The following is a 15,594-nucleotide window of genomic DNA, read 5'->3' on the forward strand; positions in this document are numbered from 1 at the left end:
TGCTCGATCCCCACGCTCATGACTGGCCCACAACCATGGGTAGGTCCACGTCACTCTCCGGGACAGGCAGCGCACCATGCAGCCACGCCTCGACCAGACGACGCGCCACCGAGATCGGCGAGGGCATGCCCATGGCCCCGGATGCCGTGAGTCGGCGTACCTCGTCGGTGGTGTACCAACCGCCTTCAGCCAGCTCGACGCCGTCCACCCGAACCTCACCAGTGGCTCGGGCCACGTAGGCGAGCATGAGCGATCGTGGGAATGGCCACGGTTGTGAGGTGAGGTAGCGCACAGCGCGTACGTCCAGGCCGGTCTCCTCCCGAACCTCTCGTGCCACGGCATGTTCAGCCGTCTCCCCCGCCTCGATGAATCCGGCCACGACAGACATCCGTCCGGGGTCCCACGTGGCTTGCCTGGCGAGCAGGAGACGATCGTCGTCATCGAGCACCGCGACGATCACCGCCGGATCGGTGCGTGGGAACACCAGCGCACCACAGTCGACACAACGGCGACTGAGCCCGCCAACCGTGACGACGGTACGACCGTGGCACCGTATGCACGTAGGATCGCTCTCATGCCAGGCGAGCAGTGCCAATGCCGACCAGAGCAGTTCCTGGTCGGAGCGATCCAGCACTGCTTGGCGTGCGGCAACCGGCCGGGCGACGTCCCGCAACCCCTGAGCCGATGATGCCGACGTCGAGTACGAGCCCCGATCGGATCGGCCGGATGGACGCGCCCCACCAGCATCATCCATCTGGCCCATCACCACACCGAGGTCCTCGACCCGCTGGGTGAACCAGGCCACACCATCGCGAACACCAAGGAGGTACTGGCGCTGATCGTCACGCTGCCCCACGGTGGGCACTCCGACAAGACGTCCCAGCTTGCCGGGGTGGTCCCCGGCGAGGAGTACCTGGTCATCACCGTCGACGAGGAGCAGTCGGGCACTCTCCCCATCCCACAACTGGGCCACGACGGCTGGATCGTCACGACTCTCGGAGCGTCGGTCAAGGCTCGGGGTGCAGAACGTCGTCATGATCGTGAGTCTAGAACTCTGCTCAGCTCTTCTGTGTCCCACAGTTGTGCGGGTTCAGCATCGACTCCGTCACCGACGTGGTGGAACAGCGCACGAACTCGATTCGGGGAAATCGCCAGGGCCTGTGCCCATGCCAACCGGTACACCGACAGCTGGATCGGATCAGCCTTGCCAGGCCGTGAGGTCTTCCAGTCAACGACGATGAATCCGCCGTCGCACTGCGGATCGGCAAAGATCGCATCCATCCGGCCTCGCACCACGTGCCCAGCGAGATTGAGGGCGAAGGGCTCCTCCACCTCAACTGGCTTCAGCCGTGCCCACGCACTGGCCTCGAACTGATCCTGCAGGTGCTGGATCGTTCGTTCCGAGACGCCTGGGGCGAGCTCCCACACGGGGTACAGATCGGGCCGCAACCGGTGGCACACCCACTCATGGAACACCGACCCCACGGTCGCCCCCCGGCTGACCGGCTGCGGCATCGGTCGACGCAGCCGGTCCAAGAATGCCTCGTAGTCCTGGTCGATCTGCATGAGCTGTGAGGTTGTCAAAGAGGTGGGAAGGTCCTCGACGTGTTCTCGACGCAGTCGTTCCTCGTTGATGAGCACTTCGGCATCATGTTTCCACTGATCGGCCACGTCAGCGTCGTCTGGATTATCAAGGGCCGGGAGCGCGACATCTGGACCCTCGGCAATCCATTCGGTCACCAGGTGACGGGCTGCCACCTCGTCCTGGTTCGCAATCTGTGGCCACTGTCGTCCAGCAGGTAGATCGCTGCTCGTCGGCACCGCCACTTCCTCCTCGTCCAGCGATGCGACGATCTGTTCGTAGCGGTTCACGATCTGCTGTCGACCTGGGGCGTCGTGGGGGTACTGGTCCAAGACCTGTCTCTGGATCGCCACGATCGTGTCATGGATGGTGGTGAGGTAGTCACTGGGTCGGCGTATCCGCTTGAGACCCGGTGTCCATTTGTGCCACGAGACGATGAGCTGGGACTTGGCCCGTGTCACCGCAACATATGCCAGGCGATCCTCCGCAGCGCGAGCATTCTTCTTGAGCTCCTCGGTGTATTTCTTCAGAGCGCCATGATCACCAGACACCGGCAGGGGTATTGCCTTGGAGTCTCCACGCACCTGAGGAGGAATGACTGCCGACTTGGTGAGGAAATTATCCCCTGATTTGTTGTCCGGGAAAACGGTGTCGACCATGAATGGCAGGAAGACCATCGGCCACTCCAGACCTTTTGCAGCATGAACCGTTGCGATGACCACGGCGTCGGGAAGATCGACAAGTTCTCGGTCAAGGCCCTTGCCTTCATCGTCCTCGATACGCATCCACTCCACGACTCCGGTGAGGCCCATCGTCGAGTCATCGAGACAGGCTTGACGTACTTCCCGCCACAAGGCATCGACATGGCGGCGCCGAGCGTCGCGGCGATCCGGCTCATCGGCGGCAATGTCTGCATTGAGCCCCGTGACAGCAGCGATACGCAGTACCAGATCATCTGGGGAGTCTGCTGCACTGGACTCGATGAGTGCCATCTCACGTTTCACACCAGCGATGGTGCGAGCAAGGTGCGGTTCGTCCGCAATGAACCCGGGATCGTCCACGGCGTCGACGAGGAAGACGTCGGGATGGGCGTTGGGGTCGATGTCGTCGCTCGGCTGCTCTCGATGCAGTGCAATCGCCTTGGCATGCTTGTGCAGCAGTTCGAGTTCCTTGGTGGTGAGCCCCCATCTCGGTGCGGTCAGCAGGGTTGCCAGAGCCTCATTGTCACGCCGATCCACCAGAAGCCGTAGATGACTGTGAATCAGGGCAATGTCGGGCACCCGCAACAGAGCTGACAGATTCGCCAAACACACCGGTACCTCACGTGCGGTCAAGGCAAGGTACAGGTCGGAAATCTTGGCATTCGTGCGCAGGAGGACGCCGATGTCCTTCCACTGCTCAACCGTGCCACGCTCATGTGCCTCGACGATCTGGTCCGCGATGGTTTCACATTCCTGCTCCCAGGTGTCAAAGGTGTGCACCTGTACTGGCATGTTCGTCTGCAGGGGTGATTCTTCTCGTCCAACGTAGTTGTCCTCGGGGACTCGCAGTTCCTTGACAACATTTCCAACCCTCGGGTCAGATCTGATGCTTTTGGAGATGGCATTGGCGCAGTCGAGAATCACTTGGTTCGAACGTCGATTCTGGGTCAACGAGTATTGACCATTGCCGTACGCATCAGGCTCGCCAGCGTGGGGAAAGGTTCGTGGGAAATCCAGGATGTTGTTGGCGGCAGCTCCACGCCACTCGTAGATGGCCTGCAATGGATCACCCACTGCCGTGACGGCATGGCCCCTGCCATCCTCCGGTGTCGAACCGCTGAACAGACTCGCCAGCAGATGTGCCTGGGAACTAGAGGTGTCCTGGTACTCATCGAGCAGCACCACCGCATATCGTGACCGTATCTCCTGGCCAATCTGTGGAAAATCTTGAACCAGCTGGATGGCCTGGTTGAGACGGTCGGAGAACCGAAAGAACCCTCGTTCGACGAGACGGTCGTGATAGGCCTGCGCATAGGCCATCAGCTGATCTCGTTGCTCAGCCGCTTCTCGAGCCTTGATCACGTCACTGTAGGGATTGCCTTTATTGTTGGGAGCAGCTTGGTCGAGTTGATGACGCCACGCGTCATTGGCTGCACGGATGTCGTCCATCGACACACCATGCGATGAGGCCTTTTCAGACAACGAGAGGGCGTCCTGGGCTATGGATCGGGCTGTCACCTGTCCGGCGCGGGGCGGAACCTTCTCAGAATCGTGCAGCACGTCCAGGGCCACCTGGGTGCAGCGGGCGTCCGAAATGAGCCGAGCTGCTGGGTCGACGCCGATCCATGCTCCGAACTCGGAGACCAGATTGGCCGCAAAGCTGTCGTAGGTGAGGACGGTCGGTTCCTGGTCATCCGGCCTCAGCAGACCAGCCTTGGTAAGGTTGTTCCCCACCCGGGTACGCAGCTCTGCAGTAGCCTTGCGGGTGAAGGTCAATCCCAGGACTTGATCAGCTCGCACCAGCCCATTGGCGACGAGCCAGGTCACACGCGCGGCCATGACCGTCGTCTTTCCGGTACCGGCTCCGGCGATGATGACTGACGGCTCCAGCGGGGCAGCTATCGCTCTGGCCTGTTCGTCGGAGGGGCGAAAGCCGAACAGCTCCGTCATCTGATCCAGCATCTGGGTGGTGGGTTGTGGCTCCGGACGGCTCGTGGTCATCGTGACTTCCTCTCCTGTGAACCAGATTTTGCGGGGGATACGGATTTTCTCGGCACGTCGACGGCCGGATCAGGTGGGACGAGAGCTGGGCACCCGGAGCGGACCGGGCAGAACCTGCAACCTTGGTTCTCCACGGCCACACGTTGCGCGCCGAGGACGACCCGAGCTGCTCTGTCGAGGTCATGTCGGATCCAGTCGTGGAACCCTGCCACTGCTGTGAAGTCACCACCGCTTGGCCACGGATCTGCCTCCACCGGTGAGACCGGCTTCACCGTGGCTCCCTTCCCACGTTTGTGGGGCTCATCCATGAGGTACACGAGTTCGGCAGGCCCCACGTCGACAGGTCTGCGGTTCTCGTCCCCCTCTGCCAGTGCAGCTTGGTAGATGGCCACCTGGATGACATGGGGATTCATCTTCCCTGGCAGCTTGGTACCGGTCTTGTAGTCGATGACGATGTGGTTTCCGGCTTCGTCGCGTTCCAACCGATCAATACTTCCCGAGATGTGCACCACGGCGCTGGGCAGATCGAAGACATGTGTGACGGGCACCTCTGTGCCCACCAGTTCACGGTGACTGCTCTGCATGAGCCAACCATCGAGTCGTCGCAATCCCTCTCGGCAATTCTCGAGGACAGCCCGGGACTCCCACTCGTAGTCGAAGGAGATCGTCGCCCATTCAGCGTCCAATTGATCCATGGCACGATCCAGGGACCAGTGCTCGGCATTCTCCTCAGCGATCCGGTGCACCAGGGAACCGGCCTGAGCCTTGGCAGACATCGTGCCCGAGGCACCCAGTCGGTGGCTGAGGAACCACCGCCTGGGACAGTCGAGCAGTTCCCCCACGTGCGACGGTGAGAGATACACGTCTGGTTTGCCAGTCGACTCACCGTTCTGTCGTACTGGGTCGATGCCCGGCCCCCACCACGTGTCGGGATCTGCGTGAGCTGCAAGTGGGCGATCACCCTTCTTCTGAGCGGCCAACCACGCTAATTGACGGGCTGCGTGTCTGCGCAGGGTGACGGGTAGCTGCTCATCGACAGCGCTGCGTCGCAGATCTGCGATCAGATCTGCGAGGTTCTCATGTCTGGGCACCGCACTGATCCGACTCTGCTCGCAGCTGTCCTCTTCGTGACACAGGTCACGCACCGAGGTGAGGAACCGCGATGGGATGACCCCCTCCTCGTCATTGCGCACAGCGGTGAGCACCACGACGTGCCGTGCTCGAGAACATGCCGTGAGGAACAGCCGTCGCTCCGACTGGAGGGTCTCGGACCAGTCCCGGGGCGGCAGCGGCTCCTCCGGTGACCACACATCCGCGCCCGTCATGGACCCCGTGAGGTTCATCGCGGGCCACGACTGTTCCTCCAGCCCATAGAGGGCGACGAGGTCAAACTGCGTCTCCTTGGCACGATGGGCGGTCATGATGCACACCCCGTTGCGATCGCGATCCGTTTCCCGGCTCCGGTCCGCGGGGGTCTGCTCGGACAGGGCCTCGGCAATGAACTGACGAGCTCCGTGGGTGCCGATGTGCTCACCATGTCGTCCAGCCATGTCGAACAAGGCGCACAACCCGTCGAGCTCCCGGTTGGCCGTCGCGTCGGCGTCCAGAGCTCGTTGCTTGAGGACGTCTGGCCATGTCTGCAGCGTGGAATTGGGGGCGCTCTCACCACCCCACACTCGCCACAGGGAGATGTCGACCGGTCCATTCTTCCTGAGATTCACGGCAGCCATGTCGATACGACGGATGAGGGCGCTCACCCCGGAAAGTTCACGACGCAACTCTGCTGGGAGGACGGGCACCTCGGAATCGCGGGAATCAGTGGTGTCCGAGGTCTGAGAAGTGGATGCGTCCTCTCCCGAGGCAATGGTGTCAGAGTCATCGTCGACGTGTCGGGGCCCGTGCGGGGTCTCTGGCAGGTTTCCCGGCGCACCAGGCACATCGAGACCTGCAGTCTGCCTTGATCGAAGCAGGGACGTCAACTCCGCCCAGTTCACCGAGCCGCCATGAACAGCCAGCCAGGCACGGAACCGATGCACCTGTTCATGGGTCGTCGCCGACAAGGGGCTGTCGAGCAGACGATCCACCATGCGTCGCTGGTGGTCATCATCGCATCCCTCGGCCAGATCGATGGCGGCCTGCAACCCGACGATCAGTTCACGGACGGCTGGCACCTCGGACAGGACGACGTCCTGGGAACTCCGATAAGCCGGTACGTCTTCAGCAGCCAGCAAGGTGGCCAGGACATCCACGTCCGAACCGTTGCGGGCCAGGACGGCCATCTGTTCCCAGGCGATTCCTTCATATAGGTGGGCTCGGCGCAAGCGCCGTGCAATGGAGCGTGCCAGCCGTGCCTTGCTGGATTCCTCGAGGTACTCACATGTCCCGGAGCCCCCCGACCAGCGTTCCGACGGCATCTGCCGCAGGTCCACGGTGGGTTGGACGGGTAGTTGGCTTCGTACCCTCTCGACCAGCTCGTGCACATCTCCACAGCACCGCATGTCGGTGGTGAGGTGGTGAATGGCAGGTTGCCGCCCATGACCGGTGAGTTCGTCGAGGAGCCCGTCGATGCGTCCAGACTGCGCACCACGGAAGGTGCCGATCGTCTGGTCCGGGTCGGCGGTGAGGAACAGGGGGATGCCCGCCCCGCTCAGCTGCCCCAACAGCACTGTCTGGCAGTGATCGACCTCGGTGACGTCATCGCAGATGACGAGTTTGATCCGCTCGCGCACCTCGGCAAGTCGTGTCGGACTGCTCAGCACGTCGATTGCCCGATGGATGAGCCCGGTGTAGTCGAAATCCCCGGACTCGGCGAGCCGGCGCTCGTACTCGCAGAGGATCTCACCGGTGACTCGCCAGTCGTCACGCTGGAGTCGTCGCCCTTGGGCTGCCAGCTCAGCACCTCGCACACCAGCCTGACTGATGGTGGCGGCCATGAACCGCACATCGGAGATGAACTTCGTGTCGTGGCAGGCGGCCTGGAACTGCGCGGGCCATTCGGATCGATCTGCCGCGTCAATGACCTCTCGTAGCAGTGACTCCTGTTCCGGTGCGGTGAGCAGATGCGCAGCTGCTGAATCGCCCTCGGACGACTCCCCGGCCTGCGGCATCATGGCGTGGGGCATGACGAGTTCTCGGGCGAATCCATGCACCGTCATCACCTGCGGACGTAGGTGGGCACCATCGAGGTGCAGGAGAAGTCTGGTCCGAAGTGCCTGTGCGGTGGCTCGACTGCGCGCGAGGATGAGCACTTCGTCAAGCCGGTGCCCGGCCTCGACGAAGGACACCGCCTTGTGCAGGCACAGGGTGGTACGCCCGGTACCCGGACCGCCCAGGATCAGCACCAGCGCGGAATCGTCGTCAACAGCGTTCTGCTGTTGCGCAGTGAGTTCAATGTCCATGACGTCCATGGAACCAGAAGGGTGAGACACTTTTTGCAGCACTCTGGTACGTTCAGAGTCCTTGATGAAACTGGCTCAACCCAACCCACGTTCTACACTGTGTCCGTCACCCACAATTCGTCATCCAGGCGCACGCAGGGCCAACCACTGGTTCCCCCGCCCGTTGCCGTGCAAGGAGGAGAACATGCCCATGCCACAGGACGACGATCCTCGGCATGACACTCGTGAGCGTCTGTACCGCGGGGCATCGGTGCCCGATGACGCGAGAATCGGTCTGGCGACCGACATTGGCCTGCGGCACGCCACGAACCAGGACTATGCAGGCATCGACTTCGCCCCCTCCGGCCCCTACTGGGTGGTTGTCGTGGCGGACGGGGTCTCCTCCACCCCGGGTGCCGAACGCGCCTCGCACATCGCTGCGACGACGATCTGTCAGCACCTCACCGACGCCCTGGGCGACGGCCTTCCCACCGGCGACGATGCGACGATTGCCCTGTTCACCGGTGCCTTCGACCTGGCCCACGAACGCATCGTCACCAGTGACGGTGAGCCCGTGGGAGCCTGCACCGTGGCCGCGGCGATACACGGCCCCTCGCGCGTGGTGGTGGCCAACATCGGAGACACTCGGGCGTTCTGGTTTCCCGGCGACGGCAAGGCAGTTCGACTCACCACCGACGATTCCGTGGCCCAGATGCAGATAGAGATGGGGGTACCGCGGGATCGTGCCGAGCATGGTGCCGGGGCACACGCCATCACCAAGTGGATCGGGGCACGGGCCACCGACATCACCCCACGTGTCGTCGCCTACGAACCCACCAGGTCGGGATGGTTGCTGCTGTGCAGTGACGGGGTGTGGAACTATGCCGCAGACCCTGCCGATCTGGCAGCCCTGGTGAGCCACATCGACCAGCATGGTGCCGGACCGCATCAGGACGCCCAGACGATCGCCGAGGGGCTCGTCCGCCACGCCCTCTCCTGTGGCGGTCACGACAATGCGACGGTGGCCTGCGTCCATCTCACCGACGAATCCTGAAGCACACTCCGGTGATGCCCCCGTCTGGAGAACCCTGTCCCCACGCGGACCCTGCCCCGGTCAGGATGGCCTGCCTCGCCGCGAGCGAACTGCTGCGCCCCGAGCGCGATTTTCCCGATCACACCGTCAGTGCGACTAGGTTGTAGGCATGGAGATCAAGATTGGTATCACTGACATGCCCCACGAGATCGTCGTGGACGTCGAGCAGACCCCCGAGGAGATCGAGGCACAGCTGCGTGCTGCACTGGCCGAGGAGCACGGGGTGTTCGCCCTTGCCGGTTCCAAGGGTCGCCGGGTCCTGATTCCGTCGCGGTCCATCGGCTATGTCGATCTGGGCGAGGCCAATCCCCACAAGGTCGGGTTCGGCACACTGTGACCACGGTGGTCAGGGCTGGTGCGCCAGCACCTGCTCGGTGAGTTCACGGTCGATGTGTTCGCCGGTGGCGATCACGGCTCCAGGCCAAGATCAGCAAGCCGGTCGTCATTCCTGTGCAGCACATCGGCCATGATCTCGTTGACGGCGTTGATGTCATCGTCGTCCTGGTCCCGACCGGTGAGCGCAACGGTGAGATCCTGTTCGACGGCTGCCAGACGTTGCGCCACCGACAGCACCTCGCCCACATAGCGTCGGGCGAAGACCGAGGCCTCGGCACGTATCCCGCTGCCGAGGGTGTCCTCGTCGTCACGATCCTCACCGGAGTCCGGCGAGGAGCCCTCGTGCCGATCCACCTGGTCCATCCGCACGGGGCCGGTGGCGTCCTGGGCATCAGCATGGCGATCCGTCCCCTGGGGATCGGCGTCAAGGATCCTGCGCAGTGTGGCGTCCAACCGCGCCCTGCGCCCCTCGGCGTGGGCGAAGAACTGTGCCCAGGTGGACTCCGGGGGCTGCATGAGGGGATCGATACGATCGGCCACCTGGGTCATGAAGTCGCGCTGCAGCCCGAAGAGGATGTGGTCACGCAACAGGGCCTGGACCCACGTCGTCGTCGGGACGTAGCTGACGACCGAGGAGATCATCGGCTCCACACGACGCAGGCCACCGATCTCATCAACCTGTGGACGAGCCTCGTCCAGCACCTCACACAGTTGTTTGGCACGATCGGCGATGAGGAAACGGTCGGCGAGGTCTGGGCACAGTTCCATTGCCGAGACCACGGAACCCAACTGGGTCAGCGCACTGGAACAGACGATGGACCAGAACGTCGTTGCTGCCGCGTAAGGGGCGGTGTCGATGCTTGCCACCCCTTCAGGCTAGGGCTCTGCGGCTCGGAACGGTAGAATCACTCTCGGTGTGTTCGATTGACGAGCCGTCAATACCACCCGAGGACATGACTTCGCACGAGAAAAACACCCTGCGAGTCCCGTCCTCTCCCGGGCACCAACCCCTCACCGGGTGCTGTCCATGCACGACATCGGGCCTTGACGGGCCTGCACACATCCCGGGCCAACCGGTCCGCGCACGACACAGGACCCTGGCGGGTCCACGCACGAAGAGGCCACGACACTGACCACGAACAACACTTCAGAAGACCAGACATTCGCCGACCTGGGGGTCCGAGCCGACATCTGTGAGGGGCTGGAAGACGCCGGTATCACCTCGCCCTTCCCCATTCAGGCGATGAGCATCCCCATCGCCATCAGCGGCACCGATCTCATCGGCCAGGCTCGCACCGGCACGGGCAAGACACTGGCATTCGGCGTGTCTGCCCTGCAACGCATCGTCCTGCCCGGTGACGAGGGCTGGACGCAGTCGGGCAGCCGTCTGCCCCAGGCCCTGGTGATGTGCCCCACGCGTGAGCTCGCCCTCCAGGTCTCCCGCGACATCGACACGGCGGCTCGCGTGCGTGGCGCCCGGGTGCTCACCGTCTACGGTGGCGTCGGTTACGACTCCCAGATCGACGCGCTGAAACGCGGGGTCGACGTCGTCGTCGGCACCCCGGGCCGCCTGCTGGACCTCGTCGGTCGCAGGGATCTCAACCTCACCAGCTGCTCGATCGTCGTGCTGGACGAGGCCGACGAGATGCTGGATCTCGGTTTCCTTCCCGACGTGGAGAAGCTGCTCGGCCACTGCCCCACCAGTCGCCAGACGATGCTGTTCTCGGCCACCATGCCGGCAGCGATCATGTCCCTGGCCCGCGCCCAGCTCAACCATCCGGTGCACATCCGGGCGGAGGGGGCCGACTCCCAGGCGACGGTGCCACAGACCACCCAGTACGTCTACCAGGCGCATCCGCTCGACAAGATCGAGATCATCTCGCGACTGTTGCAGTCCTCCGAGGTCGAGAAGACGATCATCTTCTGCCGCACCAAGCGGGCCTGCCAGCGTCTGGCCGACGATCTCGCCGACCGAGGGTTCCCGGCCCGTGCCATTCACGGTGACCTCAACCAGGTGGCTCGGGAAAGGGCTCTCAAGGGGTTCCGCGAGGGGCGGGCGAAGGTCTTGGTGGCCACCGACGTGGCGGCCCGCGGAATCGACGTCACCGGCGTCTCGCACGTCGTCAACCACGAGTGCCCGGACGACGAGAAGACCTACGTGCACCGGATCGGACGTACCGGACGCGCCGGCGCCAAGGGCATTGCGGTCACCCTGGTGGACTGGCCCGACCTCACCCGCTGGAAGCTCATCAACAAGGCTCTGGGGCTGGGTATCGACGAGCCGGTGGAGACATACTCCACCTCCACGCACCTCTTCAGTGACCTCGCCATTCCCGAGGACGCCACTGGCCGCCTGCCCGGTGCCGAACCGAGGCATTCCCGCGACGAGAGCCATACCCGAGGACGCCGTCGCGAGGGGCCGAAGACACGAGGTACGAAGAACCGACCCAAGCGTCAGCGCACACGCCGCCGCAACGGCGTGGTGGTGCAACGGGACGCCGAGGCCGCCGGGACGGCTCCAGCAACCTCAGCGAATTCAAGGCCTCACAGAACCGGCAGCGACGCTCAGGCTCCCGCAACCAGGTCTCGAGCCGGTGAGACTGCTGGGTCAAGGGCCGTCACCGAGCCGGCCCGGACATCCTCCGCCACCAAGCAACGCCCCAGCACGTCCACCAAGGCCACGCACGCTGTCGGTTCCCGTGCTGCTGGAGCTGGGAGGACCAGGCGTCGTCGAGCTCGCGGGACCGACCACCGTCGTCCCCGCCATGAGTCTCAGGGACGCACTCGACGTGTCGATTCCGAGCAGCACACCTCGGCTCCCCGCCCCGCCTCCAGCACGTCAGGTCATGCGAGTGGCACCGACCGGAAATCTGCACGCACCGGCTCCCGACCGACGCGACGATCCGCCCGGGCACGATCCTCGTCAGCCAGCGCGTCGAACTCGAACCAGGACCGCGGCACCTCGGCGGACACTCGGCGCACCCGGCGGGCTCGTCGTCCCAGGGGCCACTGATCGACCAAGTACTCCTCCTGCGCCCAGGCACTCGTCCTGCGCAGGGGTCAGCTTGTCGCTGGTTGCCTGCGCAGGGCGGTCTGGCGCTCACCGAGGCAGTGGTGCCCCTTGTCACATGGCCGATAGGCCCTCACATGATCGATGGGCCGCTGCCCGGCACCGATAGTGGTGTGACCGCCCGTCGCCAATGGTTGCTGCGACCAGGCCCTGCGACGATGCCAGTGTTCTGCGATCCAGTCACCTGCGACCCGGTGCTCTGCGACGATTCCCCGGGCCATTCCGGCAATCAACGCACCGCCGGCATCGAGCGGCCTGACTGACGCGTCAGAGCGTGTCCGAGCCTGGCCCCGCCTGGCAGGGCTGACCTCCCCAGCGAGCCAGCCCCCGGTGAACCGGTTCAGTAGACCATCCTCATGGCCTCGCGCACCTCGCCCAAGGTCTGGTCGGCGACGGCACAGGCCTGCTCATTGCCCTCACGCAGCACACGACGCAGATACGCCTCATCGCTGACGAGCTCGGCTCGCCGGGCACGAATCGGCGCGAAGTACTCGTTGAGGGACTCGGTGAGCCGTTTCTTGAGGGTGCCCGATCCACCGTCACCGATCTGTTCGGCGATGGCCGCCGGATCGGCGTCCTCGCACAGCGCGGTGAGTAGCAGCAGGTTGGACACCTCGGGACGATTCTGTGGGTCGAAGGTGATGTGCCGATCGGCGTCGGTCTTGGCTCGCTTGATGAGCTTGGCCGTCTCGTCGGCACTCATACCGAGTTCGATGGTGTTGCCACGTGACTTGCTCATCTTGGTGCCGTCGAGGCCCAGGACGTGCGGGGTGGCCGACAGCAGCGCCTCCGGCTCGGGGAACACCGGTTGCTCCGCGTCGACGCGTCCGTAGCGCTCGTCGAACCTGCGGGCGATGAGGCGAGTCACCTCGATGTGGGGCAGCTGATCGACCCCCACCGGAACCACATTTGCCTTGCAGAACAGGATGTCGGCGGCCTGGTGCACCGGGAAGGTGAGCATGAGCCCGGACATCGGGCGGTCGGAATTGGCCAACTCGTCCTTGACGGTGGGGTTGCGACGCAGCTCGGAATCGGTGACCAGTGACAGGAAGGGAAGCAGCAACTGGTTGAGGCTGGGCAGCGCGGAGTGAGTGAAGATCGTCGTGCGCTGCGGATCGATACCGGCCGCCAAATAGTCTGCCAGACCGGACAGGACGTTCTCCTGGATCGCACCCACGCCGTCCCGGTCATAGATCACCTGGTAGTCGGCGATGACGAGCAACGAGTCCAGGCCCATGTTCTGCAGCCGGACCCGGTTCACCAAGGAGCCGAAGTAATGACCGATGTGCAGCTTGCCGGTGGGACGATCCCCGGTGAGCACTCGCCAGCGATCCGGATGCACGGCAAGATCGGCCTCGACCTTGTCGCTGCGCTGCTGGGAACGGGCCACGGTGGCCTCATGGGTCCCCACCGTCTCACGATCAGTCATGGTGTCCTTTCCTCGCCCCTCGTCCGACGAGGATTCGACGCCGGTGGGGGCGGTGTCACTCACGTCGTGCGCCGTCTCGGCACAGGCACAGGGGCCGCCACGGCGTCGGTCATGGGAAAGATCATAGCAGTGACCAGGCGCGTCACCATGACCGTGCACGTCGCCCGTGCTGCCCCGGATTGACGGCCGCAACAGTCTCGTGGAGCTTGCCCCGGTCCACCGGCGGCCCGGGCATCGCCGTTACGCACGAGTCACCACATGAGGTGGCCGCCGCGCAGCTGCACGCGAGTGCAGATCTCGCGGTAGGCGGTCTCCCGAGTGGTGTTGCACCCCAGCTCGTGCCCCTTCTTCCCCGTGCCGTGGTAGTCACTGGATCCGGTACGGATCAACCCCAGTCGACCGCCGAGGTCGAAGAGCATACGACGGACCTGGACGCCGTGCTCGTTGTGATCCACCTCAATGCCCTCCAGACCGTCAGCGGCAAGCCCGGCGATCCGCTCGGGGCTGAGCACTCGATCGGCGCCACGCGCCCACGGATGGGCCAGCACCGCCACCCCCTTGGCCTGCCGCACCAAGGTGATGGCATCGGCCAGGTCGATCGAGTAACGACGCACATAGGCCGGGCAGTCGTGTGAGAGCCACGTGGCAAAGGCCTCGTCGCGATCCTTGACGTATCCCTTGGCGATCATGGCATCGGCCACGTGTGGGCGTCCCAAGCTGTGGGCGGTGCCCGCGTACCGCATGACCTCCTCAACGGTGAGCGGCATGTCCAGGTCGGTGAGCTTCTGGCAGATGCGGTGCAACCTGCCCAACCGTGACGCCCTGGTGCGTTCCAGTTCGGCACCCAACTGCGCATCGTCGGGATGGCAGCCGTAGCCCAGCAGGTGGACGTCAACGTCCTTCTCTCGACAGGTGATCTCGATGCCCGGCAGCACCTTGACGCCGAATCGTCCACCGGCGGCATGGGCCTCCTCGAGGCCGTCGAAGGTGTCATGGTCCGTCAGGGAGATGACGTCCAGCCCGACCCCGGCCGCGCGCATGACGAGCCGGGTCGGCGAGTCCGTACCATCCGAGATGGAGGAATGGGTGTGCAGATCGATGAACATATCAGCTTCCTAGCGCCGTCCTCGGGTTGCGAGTCACCACCACGGCAGGCCCCGGTGTGGTGGGGACGTCACTGGCAACGTGCCGCATGCTGGCACGTCCATTGTCCTCCCCAAGGGCAAGGCCATGACAGCTGTCTCGATTCTAGTCTCGGGATCGTGGTCGGGCGAGGTTTCCAGCGTTGTGTCCACGGCTCCTCACCCCGCCGTGCCGCACCTCGCAGGCCACGCCCTGCACCAGGCCGGACCTGCGAATCCGGGTGGATCTTTCCGACCCCGCCGGGGCTGGACTGCAGATCTGGATCGATTTGGACGCTGTGACAAGAATGTATGTCATGGATATCAACATGACTGCTGAGTACTCAGCAACCCCGGATCGTGTGATCGAGATGATGAGCGACCCGGACTGGTGGACCGATGTGTACCACCGCAACAATGCCACCGTCTCCAATGCACAGCGCACCGGGGATGACGTGTCCCTCGACGTGGCAACCCCCACCCCCAGCCAGGCACAGAAGTTCATCGGTGAGACCTTGCAGATGCACCACGACCTAGTGTGGGACGCTCCGGCCTCCGACGGCAGCCGCACGGCGACCATGACGATGAAGCGCGCCGGGGTGCCGGCCAAGGCTGAAGGCAGGATGCACGTTGCAGCGGGCGGACCGGGAACGATCGTGACCTGCAACGGATCGTTCTCGATCTCCATCCCGCTGGCTGGCAAGAAGCTCGAGAAGAAGGCTGCCCCCTACGCCACTGCAGCCTTCAGGACCCAGCAGGAGGCAGGCGACGCCTGGCTGGCCTCGCACTGAGAGTCCTTCGCCGCATGGCGGAGCACCGTGGTGAATCCCTCCCGTGGCTGAGCGGTGACTGAACGATGGCTGCACAGAGCTGGGCAACGGGCC

At 64.2% G+C, this 15,594-nt stretch carries 9 protein-coding genes and 1 pseudogene; 4 read left to right on the plus strand and 6 right to left on the minus strand.

Translation table 11 applies throughout. From position 1 onward, the window contains the following. Positions 1 to 16: 16 nt before the first annotated feature. Genes nudC through ACP8JZ_RS04990 form a run of 3 tightly spaced genes read right to left on the minus strand, consistent with a single transcriptional unit; the run spans position 17 to position 7,682 of the window. Positions 17 to 1,036: an NAD(+) diphosphatase gene (nudC, locus tag ACP8JZ_RS04980; protein ID WP_484482190.1), complete on the minus strand. Its 1,020-nt coding sequence runs from the start codon at positions 1,034 to 1,036 to the stop codon at positions 17 to 19. Next, a complete protein-coding gene (locus ACP8JZ_RS04985) occupies positions 1,033 to 4,284 on the minus strand; it encodes an ATP-dependent helicase (RefSeq protein WP_323458897.1) in 3,252 nt (1,083 codons plus the stop codon). The genes nudC and ACP8JZ_RS04985 overlap by 4 nt, the downstream gene beginning before the upstream one ends. Next, entirely contained in the window at positions 4,281 to 7,682 is a 3,402-nt protein-coding gene (locus tag ACP8JZ_RS04990) for a PD-(D/E)XK nuclease family protein (RefSeq protein WP_484482191.1), read from the minus strand. The genes ACP8JZ_RS04985 and ACP8JZ_RS04990 overlap by 4 nt, the downstream gene beginning before the upstream one ends. Before the next feature lie 184 nt (positions 7,683 to 7,866). On the opposite strand from ACP8JZ_RS04990, the gene ACP8JZ_RS04995 reads away from it, so the two are divergent. Continuing rightward, positions 7,867 to 8,715, plus strand: coding sequence for a PP2C family protein-serine/threonine phosphatase (locus ACP8JZ_RS04995; protein ID WP_306516896.1), 849 nt, complete (start codon positions 7,867 to 7,869; stop codon positions 8,713 to 8,715). A gap of 148 nt (positions 8,716 to 8,863) precedes the next feature. Beyond that, on the plus strand, positions 8,864 to 9,091 hold the full coding sequence (locus ACP8JZ_RS05000; protein WP_023035230.1) for a DUF3107 domain-containing protein: 228 nt from the start codon (positions 8,864 to 8,866) through the stop codon (positions 9,089 to 9,091). Between the two features lie 71 nt (positions 9,092 to 9,162). On the opposite strand, the gene ACP8JZ_RS05005 is transcribed toward ACP8JZ_RS05000, so the two are convergent. Further along, positions 9,163 to 9,957 (minus strand): hypothetical protein, encoded by a 795-nt coding sequence (locus ACP8JZ_RS05005; RefSeq protein ID WP_306516895.1) that lies wholly within the window; start codon positions 9,955 to 9,957, stop codon positions 9,163 to 9,165. A 262-nt stretch (positions 9,958 to 10,219) separates the two neighbouring features. On the opposite strand from ACP8JZ_RS05005, the pseudogene ACP8JZ_RS05010 reads away from it, so the two are divergent. Then, a pseudogene (locus ACP8JZ_RS05010) lies at positions 10,220 to 11,755 on the plus strand (DEAD/DEAH box helicase); the annotation flags it as partial. 745 nt (positions 11,756 to 12,500) lie between these two features. On the opposite strand, the gene trpS reads toward ACP8JZ_RS05010, so the two are convergent. Further along, positions 12,501 to 13,589 (minus strand): tryptophan--tRNA ligase, encoded by a 1,089-nt coding sequence (gene trpS / locus ACP8JZ_RS05015; RefSeq protein ID WP_023035227.1) that lies wholly within the window; start codon positions 13,587 to 13,589, stop codon positions 12,501 to 12,503. Positions 13,590 to 13,840: 251 nt separating this feature from the next. After that, on the minus strand, positions 13,841 to 14,695 hold the full coding sequence (locus ACP8JZ_RS05020) for a PHP domain-containing protein (protein WP_021103472.1): 855 nt from the start codon (positions 14,693 to 14,695) through the stop codon (positions 13,841 to 13,843). A gap of 332 nt (positions 14,696 to 15,027) precedes the next feature. Here ACP8JZ_RS05020 and ACP8JZ_RS05025 point away from each other — a divergent pair, with 332 nt between their 5' ends. Beyond that, on the plus strand, positions 15,028 to 15,501 hold the full coding sequence (locus tag ACP8JZ_RS05025) for a DUF2505 domain-containing protein (RefSeq protein WP_036904097.1): 474 nt from the start codon (positions 15,028 to 15,030) through the stop codon (positions 15,499 to 15,501). Positions 15,502 to 15,594: the final 93 nt, after the last annotated feature.

Source organism: Cutibacterium sp. LaCa_286, assembly GCF_057198075.1.

Excerpts from the sequence above, each read along its gene's own strand:
- ACP8JZ_RS04985 (WP_323458897.1), bottom strand. The coding sequence starts at position 4,284 with ATGACCACGAGCCGTCCGGAGCCACAACCCACCACCCAGATGCTGGAT.
- ACP8JZ_RS04990 (WP_484482191.1), bottom strand. The coding sequence starts at position 7,682 with ATGGACATTGAACTCACTGCGCAACAGCAGAACGCTGTTGACGACGAT.
- ACP8JZ_RS05000 (WP_023035230.1), top strand. The coding sequence starts at position 8,864 with ATGGAGATCAAGATTGGTATCACTGACATGCCCCACGAGATCGTCGTG.
- ACP8JZ_RS04995 (WP_306516896.1), top strand. The coding sequence starts at position 7,867 with ATGCCCATGCCACAGGACGACGATCCTCGGCATGACACTCGTGAGCGT.
- trpS (WP_023035227.1), bottom strand. The coding sequence starts at position 13,589 with ATGACTGATCGTGAGACGGTGGGGACCCATGAGGCCACCGTGGCCCGT.
- nudC (WP_484482190.1), bottom strand. The coding sequence starts at position 1,036 with ATGACGACGTTCTGCACCCCGAGCCTTGACCGACGCTCCGAGAGTCGT.
- ACP8JZ_RS05025 (WP_036904097.1), top strand. The coding sequence starts at position 15,028 with ATGGATATCAACATGACTGCTGAGTACTCAGCAACCCCGGATCGTGTG.
- ACP8JZ_RS05020 (WP_021103472.1), bottom strand. The coding sequence starts at position 14,695 with ATGTTCATCGATCTGCACACCCATTCCTCCATCTCGGATGGTACGGAC.